Consider the following 14,916-nt stretch of genomic DNA (forward strand, 5'->3'; position numbering starts at 1 on the left):
CTCCCTTCTAAAAATCCTTCTCTTAAGAGATGCCCTTATCACTTCTCTTCCTTCGTACTTTCCTGCCGGTCCGAAAGGACAGGTCCCACCGGCCCCTGCATCCTTTTGTTCTGCGGCAGTCTCCCTCATACGCAGCATTTTTATAGTCTGTTTATCTGATGTTACAGTTCACGGCCTGACCGGACGCGAACTGCAACGCATCCTTTCCGGCGCGTCTCTGCGCCTCCACAGATGCGGACATTCATTAGTATAATCAATTTTCACCAAATTGGAAAGCCCTTTTTTATATTTTAAGAAAAAATTCGGAAAATCCTGTTTTCGGCCAAATCTGTTTCTATTATTTTTTGTTAAGCATCGCGGCAATATACTTCCCCGTGTAGGATTTTTCATTTTCTGCCACTTCCTCCGGAGTTCCGGCCGTCACCACGGTGCCGCCTTTGTCTCCGCCTTCCGGCCCGATATCAATAATATAATCCGCCGTCTTGATCACGTCCAGATTGTGCTCAATGACGATCACCGTGTTGCCGTCGTCCGCCAGCCTGCGCAGGATCTCGGTCAGCTTGTGCACATCTGCAAAGTGCAGACCCGTGGTGGGTTCATCCAGAATGTATACCGTCCTTCCGGTGCTGCGCTTGCTCAGCTCCGACGCCAGCTTGATCCGCTGCGCCTCCCCGCCGGACAGCTCCGTGGAGGGCTGGCCCAGCCTGATATAGGACAAGCCCACGTCATAGAGAGTCTGCATCTTCCGGCTGATGCTGGGTACGTTTTCAAAAAACTTCACGGCTTCTTCCACCGTCATATCCAGGACGTCATAGATGCTCTTGCCCTTGTACTTCACTTCCAGCGTCTCCCGGTTGTACCGCCTGCCGCCGCAGACCTCGCAGGGCACGTACACATCCGGCAGGAAATGCATCTCGATCTTGATGATCCCGTCTCCGGAGCAGGCCTCGCACCTTCCGCCTTTTACATTGAAACTGAACCGGCCCTTTTTGTAGCCTCTCGCCTTGGCATCCGCCGTGGCCGCAAACAGATCCCGGATCAGGTCAAAGACGCCCGTGTAGGTGGCGGGGTTGGATCTGGGCGTCCTCCCGATGGGAGACTGGTCAATGCTGATGACCTTGTCCACCTGATCCAGCCCTTCGATCCGGCGGTGTTTTCCCGGGATCGTCCTGGCCCGGTTCAGCTCCTTGGCAAGCTTTTTATACAGGATCTCGTTCACCAGGGAGCTTTTGCCTGAACCGGACACACCGGTGACGCAGGTCATCACTCCCAGAGGAAAGTTGACGTTGATATTCTTCAGATTGTTTTCCTGTGCCCCTATCACCTTTAAATACCCGGAGGGCTGCTTCCGCATTTCTGGCACCGGGATCTTCGTTCTGCCGCTGAGGTAATCTCCGGTTATGGATTTTTCGCAGGCCATGATCTCCTGAGCCGTCCCGACGGCAATCACCTGGCCGCCGTGCTCGCCTGCGCCGGGGCCGATGTCCACTACACAGTCCGCAGCCAGCATGGTGTCCTCGTCATGCTCCACCACGATCAGGGAATTGCCCAGATCCCGGAGGCGTTTCAGCGTTGCCAGCAGCTTGTCATTGTCCCGCTGATGCAGGCCGATGCTGGGCTCGTCCAGAATATAGGCCACGCCCACCAGTCCGGAACCGATCTGAGTGGCCAGACGTATCCGCTGCGCTTCCCCGCCGGAGAGTGATCCGGTGGCCCGGGACAGGGTCAGATAATCCAGCCCTACGTCCATCAAAAACCGAATCCTGGCCCGGATCTCCTTGAGGATCTGGTTCCCGATCATTTCCTGGGTCCTGGTCAGCTTCAGATTCTGCAGAAATTCCTGGAGCCTGTCGATGGAAAACGCCGTGACCTCCGCAATATTTTTGTCTCCCACCGTCACCGCCAGAGAGCCTTGCTTGAGCCGCTGTCCTTTGCATTCGGAACAGGGGGTGATATTCATGAAGGTCTCATATTCTGCCTTGGAAGACTCCGAATGGGTCTCCCGGTAACGCCGCTCCACGCTCCGGATCAATCCCTCAAAGACCACATCGTACACGCCTTCCCCACGCTGGCCTTTGTAGTAGACTTTGACAGATTTTCCGTTGGTCCCGTAAACCAGGATATCATGGATCTTCTTGGGATATTCCTCAAACGGTGTATCCAGGTCAAATCCATACTCCTCGCAGAGGGCTGTCAGGATCGCATTGGTAAAGCTGCCTTTGTCCGAACAGGACTGCCATCCCAGCACCGCAATGGCGCCCTCACTGATACTCAGCGATGGGTTCGGGATCATCAGTTCTTCCGAAAATTCCATTTTATAGCCCAGCCCGAAGCAGGACGGACAGGCCCCGAAGGGGTTGTTGAACGAAAAACTCCGTGGTTCGATCTCCTCAATACTGATCCCGCAGTCCGGGCAGGAAAAGCTCTGGCTGAAATTCATGGGTTCCCCGCCGATCACATCCACGACCAGAAGTCCCTCCGCCAGACTCAGCACGCTTTCAATGGAATCTGCCAGCCGTTTTTCAATGCCGGGCTTTACGATCAGACGATCCACAATGATCTCAATATTGTGTTTGATATTTTTATCCAGCACGATCTCTTCAGATAATTCATACAGGTTGCCGTCCACCCTCACCCGCACATATCCGCTCCGCTTGGCCCGCTCCAGCAGCTTGGCGTGGGTCCCTTTCCGTCCCCGGACAACCGGCGCGAGTAGCTGGATCTTGCTGCCTTCCGGCATGGACATGACCTGATCTGTCATCTCGTCCACAGACTGCTTTTTGATCTCCTTCCCGCACTTCGGACAGTGGGGAATCCCCACCCGTGCATAGAGCAGACGGAAATAGTCGTAAATCTCCGTCACCGTCCCTACGGTGGAACGTGGGTTGTGGTTGGTGGACTTCTGGTCAATGGAAATAGCCGGGGACAGTCCCTCGATGCTCTCCACATCCGGCTTCTCCATCTGGCCCAGGAACTGGCGGGCATAGGAAGACAGCGATTCCATATATCTGCGCTGTCCTTCCGCGTAGATGGTGTCAAAGGCAAGAGAGGACTTGCCCGAACCGCTCAGCCCGGTCAGAACCACCAGCTCATTCCTTGGGATGTCCACGTCAATATTTTTCAGATTGTTTTCATTTGCACCGCGTATCTTGATATACTTTCTGGCATCTATCTTAACTCCCATATCGTGTCTCCTGTCTTTTCTCAATCATAAATTTTTCAAACAACGGACCACGGACCTGTATGCTGCACCGGTCATCATTCCATATCATTGAGCGCTTTTTTCAGCTCCACCAACTGGTCACGCAGCTCGGCCGCCGCCTCGAAGTTCAGTTCCGCCGCTGCTTTCTTCATCTTCTTCGTGACCTTTTCCACCGTCTTCTCCAGTTCTTCCCGGCTCATGGACTCCACATCCTTCTCCATCAGCATTTCCCCTGTATCTACCTTCTGAGAAATGCTGATCAGGTCGCGTACCGCTTTCTGAATCGTCTGCGGTGTGATCCCATGTTCCTGGTTGTATGCCATCTGGATCTCCCGGCGGCGCATGGTCTCGTCAATGGCCATCTGCATAGAGTCGGTCATCTTATCCGCATACATGATCACATGTCCTTCGGAATTGCGGGCCGCACGGCCGATGGTCTGGATCAGGGAGGTGCCCGAACGCAGGAAGCCTTCTTTGTCTGCATCCAGAATGGCCACCAGCGTGATCTCCGGAATGTCCAACCCTTCACGAAGCAGGTTGATCCCCACCAGTACGTCAAAGACGTCCAGACGCATATCCCGGATGATCTCCGTCCGCTCCAGGGTATCCACATCGGAATGCAGATACTTGACCCGGATGCCTACCTCCCGCATATAATCCGTCAGGTCCTCGGCCATCCGCTTGGTCAGCGTGGTCACCAGCACTTTGTTTTTCTTTGCCACTTCTTTGTTCACTTCGCTGATCAGGTCGTCGATCTGGCCCTCCACCGGACGCACCTCCACCTCCGGATCTAAAAGCCCTGTGGGCCTTAAGACCTGCTCGGCGCGGAGAAGCTCATGCTCTTCTTCATAGACGCCCGGAGTGGCGGAAACGAAAAGCATCTGGTTTATTTTACTTTCAAATTCTTCAAAGTTCAAGGGGCGGTTGTCCTTTGCTGAGGGCAGACGGAATCCATAGTCTACCAGCGTCGATTTTCTGGACTGATCCCCATTGTACATCCCGCCGATCTGCGGCACCGTCTTGTGGGACTCATCAATCATGATGATAAAATCATCGGGAAAATAGTCGATCAGCGTGTAGGGCGCCTGTCCCGGGGCCAGCCCTGCCAGATGCCGGGAATAGTTCTCGATCCCGGAGCAGAACCCGGTCTCCTTGAGCATCTCGATATCGAAGTTGGTCCGCTCCGCGATCCGCTGCGCCTCCAGAAGCTTGTCCTGACGCTTAAATTCCTTGACACGCTCTTCCAGTTCTTTTTCTATATCCTGCACGGCGCGCTTAATATTGTCCTTATCGACTACATAGTGGGATGCTGGGAAGATAGCTACATGCTTTAGTTCATCCCGGATCTCCCCGGTCAGGATGTCAATCTCCGTGATCCGGTCGATCTCGTCCCCGAAAAATTCCACCCGGACGGCAGTGTCCGACTCATAAGCAGGAATCACCTCCAGCACATCCCCCCGGACCCGGAAGGTTCCGCGGTGGAAATCCATGTCGTTGCGGTCGTATTGGATCTCGATCAGCTTCGCCATCAGCTCGTCCCGCTCCTTTGTCATGCCGGGACGCAGGGAGATCACCATGTTCTGGTAGTCTACCGGGCTTCCCAGGCCGTAGATACAGGACACGCTGGCAACAATAACCACATCGCGCCGCTCGGCAAGGGCCATGGTGGCGGAGAGACGGAGCTTGTCGATCTCGTCGTTGATGGCGGAATCTTTGGCGATGTAGGTGTCCGAAGAAGGGACGTAGGCTTCGGGCTGGTAGTAGTCGTAGTAGGACACAAAATACTCCACCGCGTTCTCCGGGAAATATTCCTTGAACTCGCCGTACAGTTGGGCAGCAAGTGTCTTATTGTGCGCTATTACTAAAGTAGGTTTCCCTAACTGCTGTATGACATTTGCCATGGTAAATGTCTTTCCGGAACCCGTGACCCCTAGTAAAGTCTGGAATTGGTTGCCTTCCTTGAAGCCTTTCACAAGGGCTTCTATGGCCTGCGGCTGGTCCCCTGTGGGTTGGTATTCACTGTGAAGCTTGAATATATTTTGTGCAGTCTGCACAAATACCACCTCCTAAATCTATAGTAAAAAAGTTCGACATTTCGCCAGAAATTCGTCGAGGCACATAGTCCGTTTTCTGAAAAATACCCCTTCGACGAATTTTGGTTACTAAACTCAATTTTCCGAACTATACGAAAGCAACAAACTGCTGCGGACAAATCGAGAAGTAAAACCAAGATTGATCATACTATGCCATCACCCGTTAAGGTAATAATAAGCGATACGGTTTCTTATTATAACATGCCGCCTCTCATTTGTCCACATAAAAACAAACATTTGTTCTTTTTATTTTGTATTTGTTTCCTTTCCATAATTTAAATTAATCCGAGCTTTTTTCTGCCCCTGTTTCCTTTTCAGGCAAATATCCATCCACATCAATCAATATATCCTGTACATTTCTCTCAGCATCTTTATGACTGGATTTATTCGGCATAACCTCATTCATATAAGAAAGCAGCTCAGGTATTTCTTCTGGAATGATATTAGCATTATCTGCATACACATCCATTGTGATAAGTTCTTTGGCATGACCCATCAGTTTCGATACCGCTTTCGGATTGAAATCCTTGCTCAATAACAGCGTACAATAAGTGCTGCGTAAATCATGCCAGCGAATATCAGGTAATCCCGTTTTCTTCAAAAGTTCTTTGTAATGCCGCCAATGAAAATCTTTTGATCTTGGTTTACCGCTGTAGCTGGAGCAGCAAATATAGCTATTATCCTGAAAAATAGTACGTCTGCGGCTTTTGTACTTCTCATACTTCTTTCTCTCTTCCAAAATCGCTTCAAATACATAATCAGGTATAGGCAATACTCTCTTGCTGGATGGCGTTTTCAGCGGCAGTTCCTTCTTCGTCATACTCTCCTTCCTGCTGTTTGGAACTCTGTCCAATTCCTTTCCAAGCTGTCTTTCTACCGTCAATGTACGGTTAATATAATCCACATCTGAATACTTTACCGCATTGATTTCCTGCCGCCGCAAGCCCATCAATACATTGAAAAGCACCTGCATATGAATCGGCGTATTTTTACTTGCTTCAAGAAGCAAAAGAATCTGCTCCATATTCAAAGTTTTTGCTACATCAATATTTCTCGTATGGTAAGGTTTTGAATCCACTGTTTTTGGCAGATCGATTCCTTCTGCCGGATTCACAGGAATCAGTTTACAGCTTACTGCAAAATGAAAAGAGACATTCATTACCGTTTTAACCTGCCTCACAATAGATTTTGAATATCCGGCACGGTCTTTATACAGCCTTTGGATGTCTCCCTTATTTACCTCTGTCAATTTCTTGTTCCCGATTGCCGGAATAATGTGATGACGGACGATACTGGAATAGGAGTCATAGGTATTGCTGCTCTGCACCCTTTTTCTGATGTCATACTCAAGCCAGTAGCTCAAAAAGTCTCTTACTTTCACACTGTCATTGACTACATATGTTCCACCGGCAAGCTCCCTTATTGTAATTTTTCTTGCATTTTCCGCTTCCTTCTTCGTTCCAAATCCAGAATACATTCTTGTATGCTTCGTGCCGTCCATAAACTGCAGGACGACACGATAAGCAAATTTGTTACGGTCATTTCTTTTAAATACCGGTTTCACATCCCAGTCAATATAATTCTGTAACTTCATGTTAAACATTATTTCTCTCCTCCTTCCGGTACAAATGAATCATTCATAAAACTTATGATTCTCTCCTGTTCATCCATAACTTCACAGTAATATTCAAAAGTCGTATGAATACTGCTATGACCCAGAAGGGCGCTGACCTTCATAAGCGGAACACCCTGCTCCGTAAGGATCGTTGCATACATATGCCGCAAACTATGTACTGTCAAATGCGGCAGCCCATTTCTGCTGCACAGCTTCGATAACGCATTATTGAATGCTGACGCTGAATGTGGCAGGCCATTTACAGCGCAGGAAATATAGTCATTGTCTATATACTTCCTGCCAAGCTGCTCCTTCCGTAAATCATTCTGCCGTTTTCTTTCCAGCACCTCATCCATAATAGCCACTGGTACACGAAGCGTCCGATAACTGTTTTCTGTTTTCGGAGCTTTCTCCACAAGCTGATACTTCGTTATTTTGAAATCTCCGTTTAACACAATCGGATTAGCCGTTACCTGTCTTGAAATTCTCACTGTCCTGTTTTCTGCATCAAAGTCACTAAATTTCAATCCACTGATTTCACCTTTCCGCAATCCCATGAACAAACCTAATAGTATTTCCAAATACCAGTTATTTTCCGATGCTCTTTCCAGAAAGAACTTCATCCGCTCTTTGCTGAGTACAATAATTTTCGATTTCCGTCTCATGTAAGGTTTTGTATCCGGCACAGGGTTACGATGCAAGTATCCCTGTGCCACTGCATCTTTCAGGGCAATGTTCAAAATTTCTCTCCCTTTATTTCCAGCAGATTCACAAACTTTTGAAACCGTTTCCAATAATGCGTTCAAATACTCCACGTTCACATAACGCAGTTTCATTCCCTGATTCATATTTGGGATAAGTAGATCATGCACTACATAAGAAGCAAGCATTCTTGTCGTATTTTCAATTCTCGCACTATAGATTTCTTCCAGCCAATAAATCAGATATTCCTTTAAATCAAAATCTGTAGAAGAAGAAAAATGGTAAGCCCGATATTCTTTTTTGTATATGTCTACACATTTATAATAACTTTCTTCCGCTTCTTTGGCTGTTGCAAATCCACCCTTTTTAGAATATTTTGTAGTGCCATCTTTCTGCAACAACTTAGTGCGATGATACCAACTACCGGCTTCGAAAAAAGCAACACTTTTCTTATTTGCCATCAGGCTTACCTCCTCTCTTCAATTTTCGATATTTTTAATTTGCGGCTGTATTCAACCAGTTGTCAAACGACTGCTTATGCACTCTAACGGAACTCCCTACCTTAATCACTCGAAATGGCGGATTTCCTCCCTGTTGCTTGTATACCTGATTTAGGAAATCATAGGTCTTCGTCTTGCCAAGTCCCAATGCCCTTTGAATGTCTGATGCCATATACACTTGTCTTTCCACTTTTTATTTCCTCCTAATAAAATTAATTTTTCATGCTATGCCCATGAACATTAAAATCTGCAAATTACCACCTTTATTGCAACGATTTCCATTCAGCACTACAGCAAACTTTAAAGTTCATGAGTGTAATCGCAGAGTGTGTTTGTACAGATTGCAAATTTAATGACCCAGCAATTTTTATATTTTTAACATCAAATTTCCCATTTCTCCATAATGCGAACTCGTGATAATCGGATGATTAACAGGACGTCCTGCAATCTCCAAACTTCCAACAGTAACCGCTTTTCCAACCTTCAAATGCGAAAGTTCGTCAGTCCATTTTTCTTTATTCTTAGTCTCGATTAAGCCGGCCATTTTTTTGGCATCAGTTACATCATGCGCAAAAAATAGTTTCGTCGCAGCCTGATTAATCACGGCCAGTTGCCTTTTGTTAAAAATAGATAAAGTTTGTGTTGACAGAATTAACTGTACTCCATATTTTCGGATTTCTGTCAACATTTGGAACAATATTGTTCCCTGCTGAAAATCAAAATTTTGAAATTCATCCAACACCAACGTGAATCTCTGTTTTGCAGTTCCCTCTATCCGCATTTTTCTCCACAGTATACTAAGCATGATTTCGACTACACGCTTCTGCGTTTTTGGATTAATCCCTTGAAGCGATATTATATTTATTTTATTTGCTTCAATTTTTTTTGTACTATACCGAAAAATATTGCTTTCTAAAATCGGACATAAGTGGTTGTACGCCCCTACTGCCGCAGGGCCATCTTGCTCTTTCAAACCATCTAAAATGGCCTCCATATCCGATACATATCTATCGCGATTATGGATTGCAAACTGGATGGCTTTTCGGACTATACCAAGCTGTACCGCACCGTGCATTTCCCTCGGACAGATTGTCTCCATGATATATTGTACCAAATTTATTGTTGTCTCCTTTTTCGCTTCCACCAAGGTCGTATCAAGCAATTTAATCTCCAATCCGTCCTCTTGTGCAGATATGAAATGGCAGATATCATGGCTAATTTCCAAATGCGTCCCATCCATATCAAAGGCTAATATAGTCCCTCCTTGTTCAATGATATTACTTTCCAAATCTGCAATACGAACTGATTTTCCGGAACCGCTAATTCCCGTAATTATGATATGCTGATTCGGCGAATCTTTCCTTATAAAAACATCTTTTTCTCCTAAAATTTGACCTACATAACTTCTATACATCCTTCTTTTTCTCCTTCATTTCTTATTGCAAAAACATCCTCTAACATAAGGTTATCCAGCGATAACAATGCTTCCTTTTTAACCAATATGAAACGTGGTCTTTCTTTCGCTCCATATACGTTTACAATCTCCTTTTTGACCGTATAATCGGCACTGTTGCAATAAATGATTCCTTCATCTCGCAACCGCCTTTTTAGTTCGGGTTCGGAAGCAGTTTCAAGAAGAGGCTGGCATATATTTATTAATAACTTAGGCGGAAAATAGTAAAATTTTTCATCGAAAAGTACCGCTGAATTTTCCCTCAATGCGTCATATATAGCAATATTAATTTTCTCAATATCCGCCACAAAAATATCTTCGTTATCATACAAATTTCCCCAAACCAACGATGAAAGTATTTCAAGAAGTTCCATACCACTTGCAAATTCTGAAATATCTTGCAAACGTTTTTTTGTTTCATCAATGTACTTTACCAGGAAATCTACCACATAACGCTCAGGATATTTTTTCCGCAAATAGGCTGCATAAATTGCTCCAATTCCGGCCAAAACAGAAAAAATTATTTTTTCATTTCCTTTATATTCCGTCAAGAAAATGCTGCTGCTATTTTTTTCTAAAACAGCACAAACTTCTTTCACATTCTCGATAATATAATCTGTAAATTCCACAATTTTTGAAATCATTTTTTCATCATAAATCTCGTCCACATCTTTCTCTTTTAGCCGAAAAATGTACCTATCGGATTTGAGAGACTCTGGAAGTATTCCACCAACCATAAGAATCGGTAAAAAAGATTTTTGAAACATAAAATTGTCAACATTTTCCTCCTTTAATCCTTTCTGCATAATCATAAAACCGGCCTGAAAATTTTCAATAAATTTTGCATCTTTTGCCTTTTCGACATAGACTCCATTTCCATTCATTTTGGCACAATATTGGGTAATAAATCTCCTGGACATCTTCTCATTATCCGCCACTAAAATTAGACCATCCTCTAGTTCATACCCATAATTTTTTAGCAAAACCCGTAGGAATGAACTTCCATATACTGTCAACGTCATCCATCCTATTTCGCCATTTCCACATATTCTTTCCATAATCTTGTCCCCCTTTTTACAAATTTAAACTCATTTTTTCCAAATTCTACCCAGCCAAAATGTGTAGGAATTATTACAGGATCTGTGTGTATCGGATGGACTGAAACCCAAATTTTTCTCAGCAATTCAATTTGTGCATTTCTCGAATTTGCAAAAATCACTCCACCGCAAGATGTGATTTTTTTCAGAAGATAGTCACCAATTCCGACCCTTGCATTATTTAAATAAATATTTTTTTCAGCACCTGCAATTTCCAGTAAAAATACAGTTAATCCATTATCACCGTCTGAACTTACCAGAGGAAAATTTCCCAGAAATTTGAAATTTGCCACCGGTCGTCCTGGTATGTTTGCCCACGAATTTCTTGTATCCACTCTTAATTCTCCGCTCCTCAATATTGTGATTTCATCATACTGAGCCTTCCGTGCTGCTCGTTGAAATTCATGTCTAACTTCCCTTCTTTGAGCATACGCATCCTTTATCTCATTCATTTGAAATTCCTTTTCAATCGCAGCTTGGTTCTTAATTACCTCCTTTTGATATAAACTATTCAAATTATTTTTTTGCATGTTCAATATCTCGTTCATATTTCTCCCTTCTGCGCCCGGATTTTTTGATCTTTCACAATTTTTCAAAACAAATCTTGATAATCTCATTCATATTTCAAAAAAAATTCCCGACCTTTTATCAAAAATCCGGGCACACTCTGATTTTTTTCCTCTGCGCATTGGATGTTGAACATTTTATCACATATTAAAAAATTTGAATATTTCATAAATTTCTTCGTTATTTTTTTATCAATATTGCTATTATATATTTTATATGGTATAATAAATTTTTTTACAATAAAAACCACCTCGTAGCATCAACCGAGCCACGGGGTGGTTTTTCTATATCTATAACATTCCTGTTTTTCATAAAATCAAAGTTCATATTTTCTAGTTGTAATATCTGGTTCATGTAAATCAAAAGAAGAATAGCTTAATAAACAATTCATTATCGTTTTAAATAATTCATCATCCTCTATTTCTGTATTTTCAAATATAATATTTTTGTAATCTGACAGCAAGCAATATTTAATATTTCTATTTATATTTTCGGATAAATCATCCCATTGTATAAATCTCTCATCATTTTCCCCTTCTTTTATTTTTTCTAAGCATCCATCTATAGTACCCCATTCTTCTTCATAAAGTTCTTCTGCTAATTCTTCACTATTTCCACTATATTTTTTATCCTTAAATTTGTTCAGCAATTCACATTTTTTTTTGAACTTAATATAATTGGATATCTTTTGGTAATCTGTAGTCGGATGTCCGTATTCCATAACCAAACACCTATATTCTTTATTGTTTAAATCTATCTCTTCTTGTTTATGCTCCTTCCATGGAGTTCTGATTTGCAAATCATCATTTAGGTTTAAAGAAAGATATAATGTTTCGAATAAATCCATAGAATACTCTTTTTCTAATTCAGAAATCCACTTTTCCTTACTTTTCTTATCTATATGCCAACGCAAAATAGTTGCTAGGGGTAGTAAATGTTCCTGTAATCGTTTATAGCGATTATTAAGCCCACTTAAAAACCATACAAACTCATCTGATGAAATAGCAATCAAATAATCTAAATTTTCCAATTCTCCTTTACTTCTTCTAGGATTGAAATTTAAGGAAATAAGATATTCCCCTATATAATTAAAAACCGTTTTAATTACCAACAGTTTTGTTAATACATTTGGCATAAATCTAATTGCATAAAACAATTCGCAGGAAATAACTCTTTTCACAATAGCCTCTATTTCATTATTAGAAATCTTATGTTTTTTCTTTTCCTCATTTATTAACGTTATTAAAAACTTTGCCATCGCATTAACAGTATTAAAATTAGTTGATTTTTCCCATACATATTGCAATGGAGCTGTGTCCTTATCATTTAATATCTGTATCTGCTCCATTAACATTTCAAAGTACTTCCTGCTCTTTCCTTGATCGCAGATATAATTCCTAAATTGTTCGTTTCCAATAAACAGTACATTTAAAGGCAAAAAGTCAAGTTCCAAAGTAATACGTTTTCCGTCTATTTTCATTGGAAAATAGACGGGTGGTTCTTGTTCTGTGCTATTTTTCCAAAGTTTCTCTAAATCTTCAATCAAATCATCCGCAATATTTTTATCCCTTCCATATTTTTTTCTGCCAATATATAACAGTTCATTTATATTTTCATCATTAATTAAATATTCTATATCCTCTTCATCATCCATATTATATGTTTCTTTTTTACCTAGCCGATATAAATTATATGTTATTGTTTGAGCGATATCGTAAGTTATAATAAAAGGATCATCATAAAATTCCAATATCAGTTTTCTTAATACTCTTTCCGGTTCTGACAGACAAACATTGTCTGAATTACATTCATGCCACCCCTTAAAGCCTTTCGGGAACAGTTCCTTAATCAATATTTCAAATATACAATGCCAAATCCCACTGTTTTCCTGCTTTAGTAACATTTTAACTTTATCTGATAATTTCATAATAAATGATTCAAGTTCTTTATTTTCACTCATACATTTTTCAAAAAATTCATCTGTAAGTTCTGTAATAAAAAGCCCCTCTTTTGTACAAGAGTTTTTTTCCATATCCATTCCTCTCCTTCTTCCTCTGACCTTTTGGGTCTTTTCACCCCTTTATCTCACTCTCGAACCGAATCCTCCCCATCAGATAAATCGGAACCGTTATCTTTTTTCCTTCCACCCCGCCAAAGGTCTCCCCTTTCAGCAAATATAGATATTGTATCTTCCCATCCGCCAGCATCTGGTTTGCTGTCTTTCCTGCAGCGCGTCCGGCTTTCACTTCAATCCCATAGTTCTGGTAATCCTTCCTGCTGTTTACAAAAAAATCCAGTTCCCCATCCTTATATAAAGCATACAGAGGAGTCAGCCCGGCTATTTCCTGATTATCTGCCTTTTTCTTCAAATAGAGATAAACAAAATTTTCATTTATTATTCCTGAAATTGTATCTGGCCGTGCTCCTGCCATATCAAGAAAATATCCGGCAACTCCCAAATCCCGGAAATAGAACCTGCAGTTTGGTGTGACATCCAGTACGTTTCCTTCATTTACCTGACCGCAGTATCCAATCACATTGGAACGGTAAAACCATGCGATTGCCTGATTGATGCTCTTTTTTGTGATCCGGTTGCTGTCATCCCGAAAGACTATGGCAGACAGCTCCCGGATCAGGTTTGGTGATCCCTTCTTTTCTCGGATCATGGTTTGTGCGATTGCCGGAAGGAGCTGCTCTAAAAGGTTCATTTCCAAAATATCATTAAAATACCGTTCGGATTCTTCTATGAAAATGTGGATAATATGGATGACTTCTTTTCTGCACGCCTCAACATCTCCTGTTTCAAAATATTTTTGTACCACTGCAGGATAACCTCCGATCCTGCAGTATATATCGTACATTTCTTTCAGGCTGTAATAATCCTCATGGCTGCTGTTTCCGAATAAATCTATCCTCTCATACAGCTCCCTTTTTCCTGCAGCTTCCAAAAATTCTTCATAGGACATGGTATCCAGAATCATTGTCTCAATATCTCCGGCCGGAAGAAAATATTCTTTTTGCATTGTCTTTCCAAGGTAACTGCCTGCAACAATGAAATGCGTCTGAAATTCCCTTGCAAACTGCCGGATAAGCGAATATACCCTTGCAGATTCCTGTATTTCATCAATCAGAACTACAGTATCTTCTTCGTCCTGAAATCTACAGTCAAAAAGCGCAAACGCTTTATGGATTGGCTGCTTAACCCGCTCTTCTCCAGGCTCCCATCTGGAAGCCTTGTCCAGACAGGCTATAAACTCCTGTCCGGAGGTCTGCATCATATTGATATATATGAATTTTTTGTAATTCTCTTTTGCAAACTTCGTCAATATATAAGTCTTGCCTACCTGCCGCGCTCCGCTTACTTCAAGGACTTTTCCAAAATTATTTTTCTTCCACTGCAGCAGGCTGGCGTAAATATCTCTTTTGAAATCCATTTTATACCGCCTTTCCAATCCAAGTAACTAATTGGCCGAAATCCAGATGGCCGATACCTATGGTTCTCATCATAGCCACACATCCCAAATCTTAAACCCAAATGATGAATACATCTTTTTTGTATTCTATCATCATTATAGCCGGAATACAAGGAAGCGGGGCATTTATCATTATCATTATATTTTAGCAACCTATATCAGCAGATCATCATAGCCCCATACCCTGAATCTATTCTGACCAGAGTATGGACTA

General features: G+C 42.7%; 9 protein-coding genes. All 9 read right to left on the reverse strand.

The window, feature by feature from the left end; all coding sequences use genetic code 11:
* Window positions 1-337 precede the first annotated feature (337 nt).
* Window positions 338-3,184, reverse strand: coding sequence for an excinuclease ABC subunit UvrA (gene uvrA / locus EBB54_RS13095; protein ID WP_004073906.1), 2,847 nt, complete (start codon window positions 3,182-3,184; stop codon window positions 338-340).
* A 74-nt stretch (window positions 3,185-3,258) separates the two neighbouring features.
* Entirely contained in the window at window positions 3,259-5,256 is a 1,998-nt protein-coding gene (gene uvrB, locus EBB54_RS13100; protein ID WP_193554358.1) for an excinuclease ABC subunit UvrB, read from the reverse strand.
* Window positions 5,257-5,575: 319 nt separating this feature from the next.
* Window positions 5,576-6,898: a tyrosine-type recombinase/integrase gene (locus EBB54_RS13105; RefSeq protein ID WP_125127730.1), complete on the reverse strand. Its 1,323-nt coding sequence runs from the start codon at window positions 6,896-6,898 to the stop codon at window positions 5,576-5,578.
* A complete protein-coding gene (locus tag EBB54_RS13110; RefSeq protein WP_125127731.1) occupies window positions 6,898-8,073 on the reverse strand; it encodes a site-specific integrase in 1,176 nt (391 codons plus the stop codon). The genes EBB54_RS13105 and EBB54_RS13110 overlap by 1 nt, the downstream gene beginning before the upstream one ends.
* Window positions 8,074-8,479: 406 nt before the next feature.
* Window positions 8,480-9,526 (reverse strand): ATP-binding protein, encoded by a 1,047-nt coding sequence (locus EBB54_RS13120; RefSeq protein WP_125127733.1) that lies wholly within the window; start codon window positions 9,524-9,526, stop codon window positions 8,480-8,482.
* Window positions 9,508-10,623, reverse strand: a complete 1,116-nt coding sequence (locus tag EBB54_RS13125) for a hypothetical protein (protein WP_125127734.1) — start codon at window positions 10,621-10,623, stop codon at window positions 9,508-9,510. The genes EBB54_RS13120 and EBB54_RS13125 overlap by 19 nt, the downstream gene beginning before the upstream one ends.
* Window positions 10,593-11,210 carry a hypothetical protein gene (locus EBB54_RS13130; RefSeq protein WP_125127735.1) on the reverse strand — a complete coding sequence of 206 codons (618 nt, stop codon included), beginning with the start codon at window positions 11,208-11,210 and terminating at the stop codon, window positions 10,593-10,595. Before EBB54_RS13130 ends, EBB54_RS13125 begins: the two co-directional genes overlap by 31 nt.
* Before the next feature lie 335 nt (window positions 11,211-11,545).
* Window positions 11,546-13,261, reverse strand: a complete 1,716-nt coding sequence (locus EBB54_RS13135; protein ID WP_162307130.1) for a hypothetical protein — start codon at window positions 13,259-13,261, stop codon at window positions 11,546-11,548.
* 40 nt (window positions 13,262-13,301) lie between these two features.
* Complete coding sequence (locus tag EBB54_RS13140; RefSeq protein ID WP_125127737.1) at window positions 13,302-14,663, reverse strand: AAA family ATPase; 1,362 nt, start codon at window positions 14,661-14,663, stop codon at window positions 13,302-13,304.
* Window positions 14,664-14,916 lie beyond the last annotated feature (253 nt).

Source organism: Schaedlerella arabinosiphila, from assembly GCF_003885045.1.
Lineage (GTDB): Bacteria > Bacillota > Clostridia > Lachnospirales > Lachnospiraceae > Schaedlerella > Schaedlerella arabinosiphila.

Coding starts and splice junctions, on each gene's coding strand:
- EBB54_RS13105 (WP_125127730.1), bottom strand. CDS start 6,898: ATGTTTAACATGAAGTTACAGAATTATATTGACTGGGATGTGAAACCG.
- EBB54_RS13110 (WP_125127731.1), bottom strand. CDS start 8,073: ATGGCAAATAAGAAAAGTGTTGCTTTTTTCGAAGCCGGTAGTTGGTAT.
- EBB54_RS13130 (WP_125127735.1), bottom strand. CDS start 11,210: ATGAACGAGATATTGAACATGCAAAAAAATAATTTGAATAGTTTATAT.
- EBB54_RS13125 (WP_125127734.1), bottom strand. CDS start 10,623: ATGGAAAGAATATGTGGAAATGGCGAAATAGGATGGATGACGTTGACA.
- uvrA (WP_004073906.1), bottom strand. CDS start 3,184: ATGGGAGTTAAGATAGATGCCAGAAAGTATATCAAGATACGCGGTGCA.
- EBB54_RS13135 (WP_162307130.1), bottom strand. CDS start 13,261: ATGGAAAAAAACTCTTGTACAAAAGAGGGGCTTTTTATTACAGAACTT.
- EBB54_RS13120 (WP_125127733.1), bottom strand. CDS start 9,526: ATGTATAGAAGTTATGTAGGTCAAATTTTAGGAGAAAAAGATGTTTTT.
- EBB54_RS13140 (WP_125127737.1), bottom strand. CDS start 14,663: ATGGATTTCAAAAGAGATATTTACGCCAGCCTGCTGCAGTGGAAGAAA.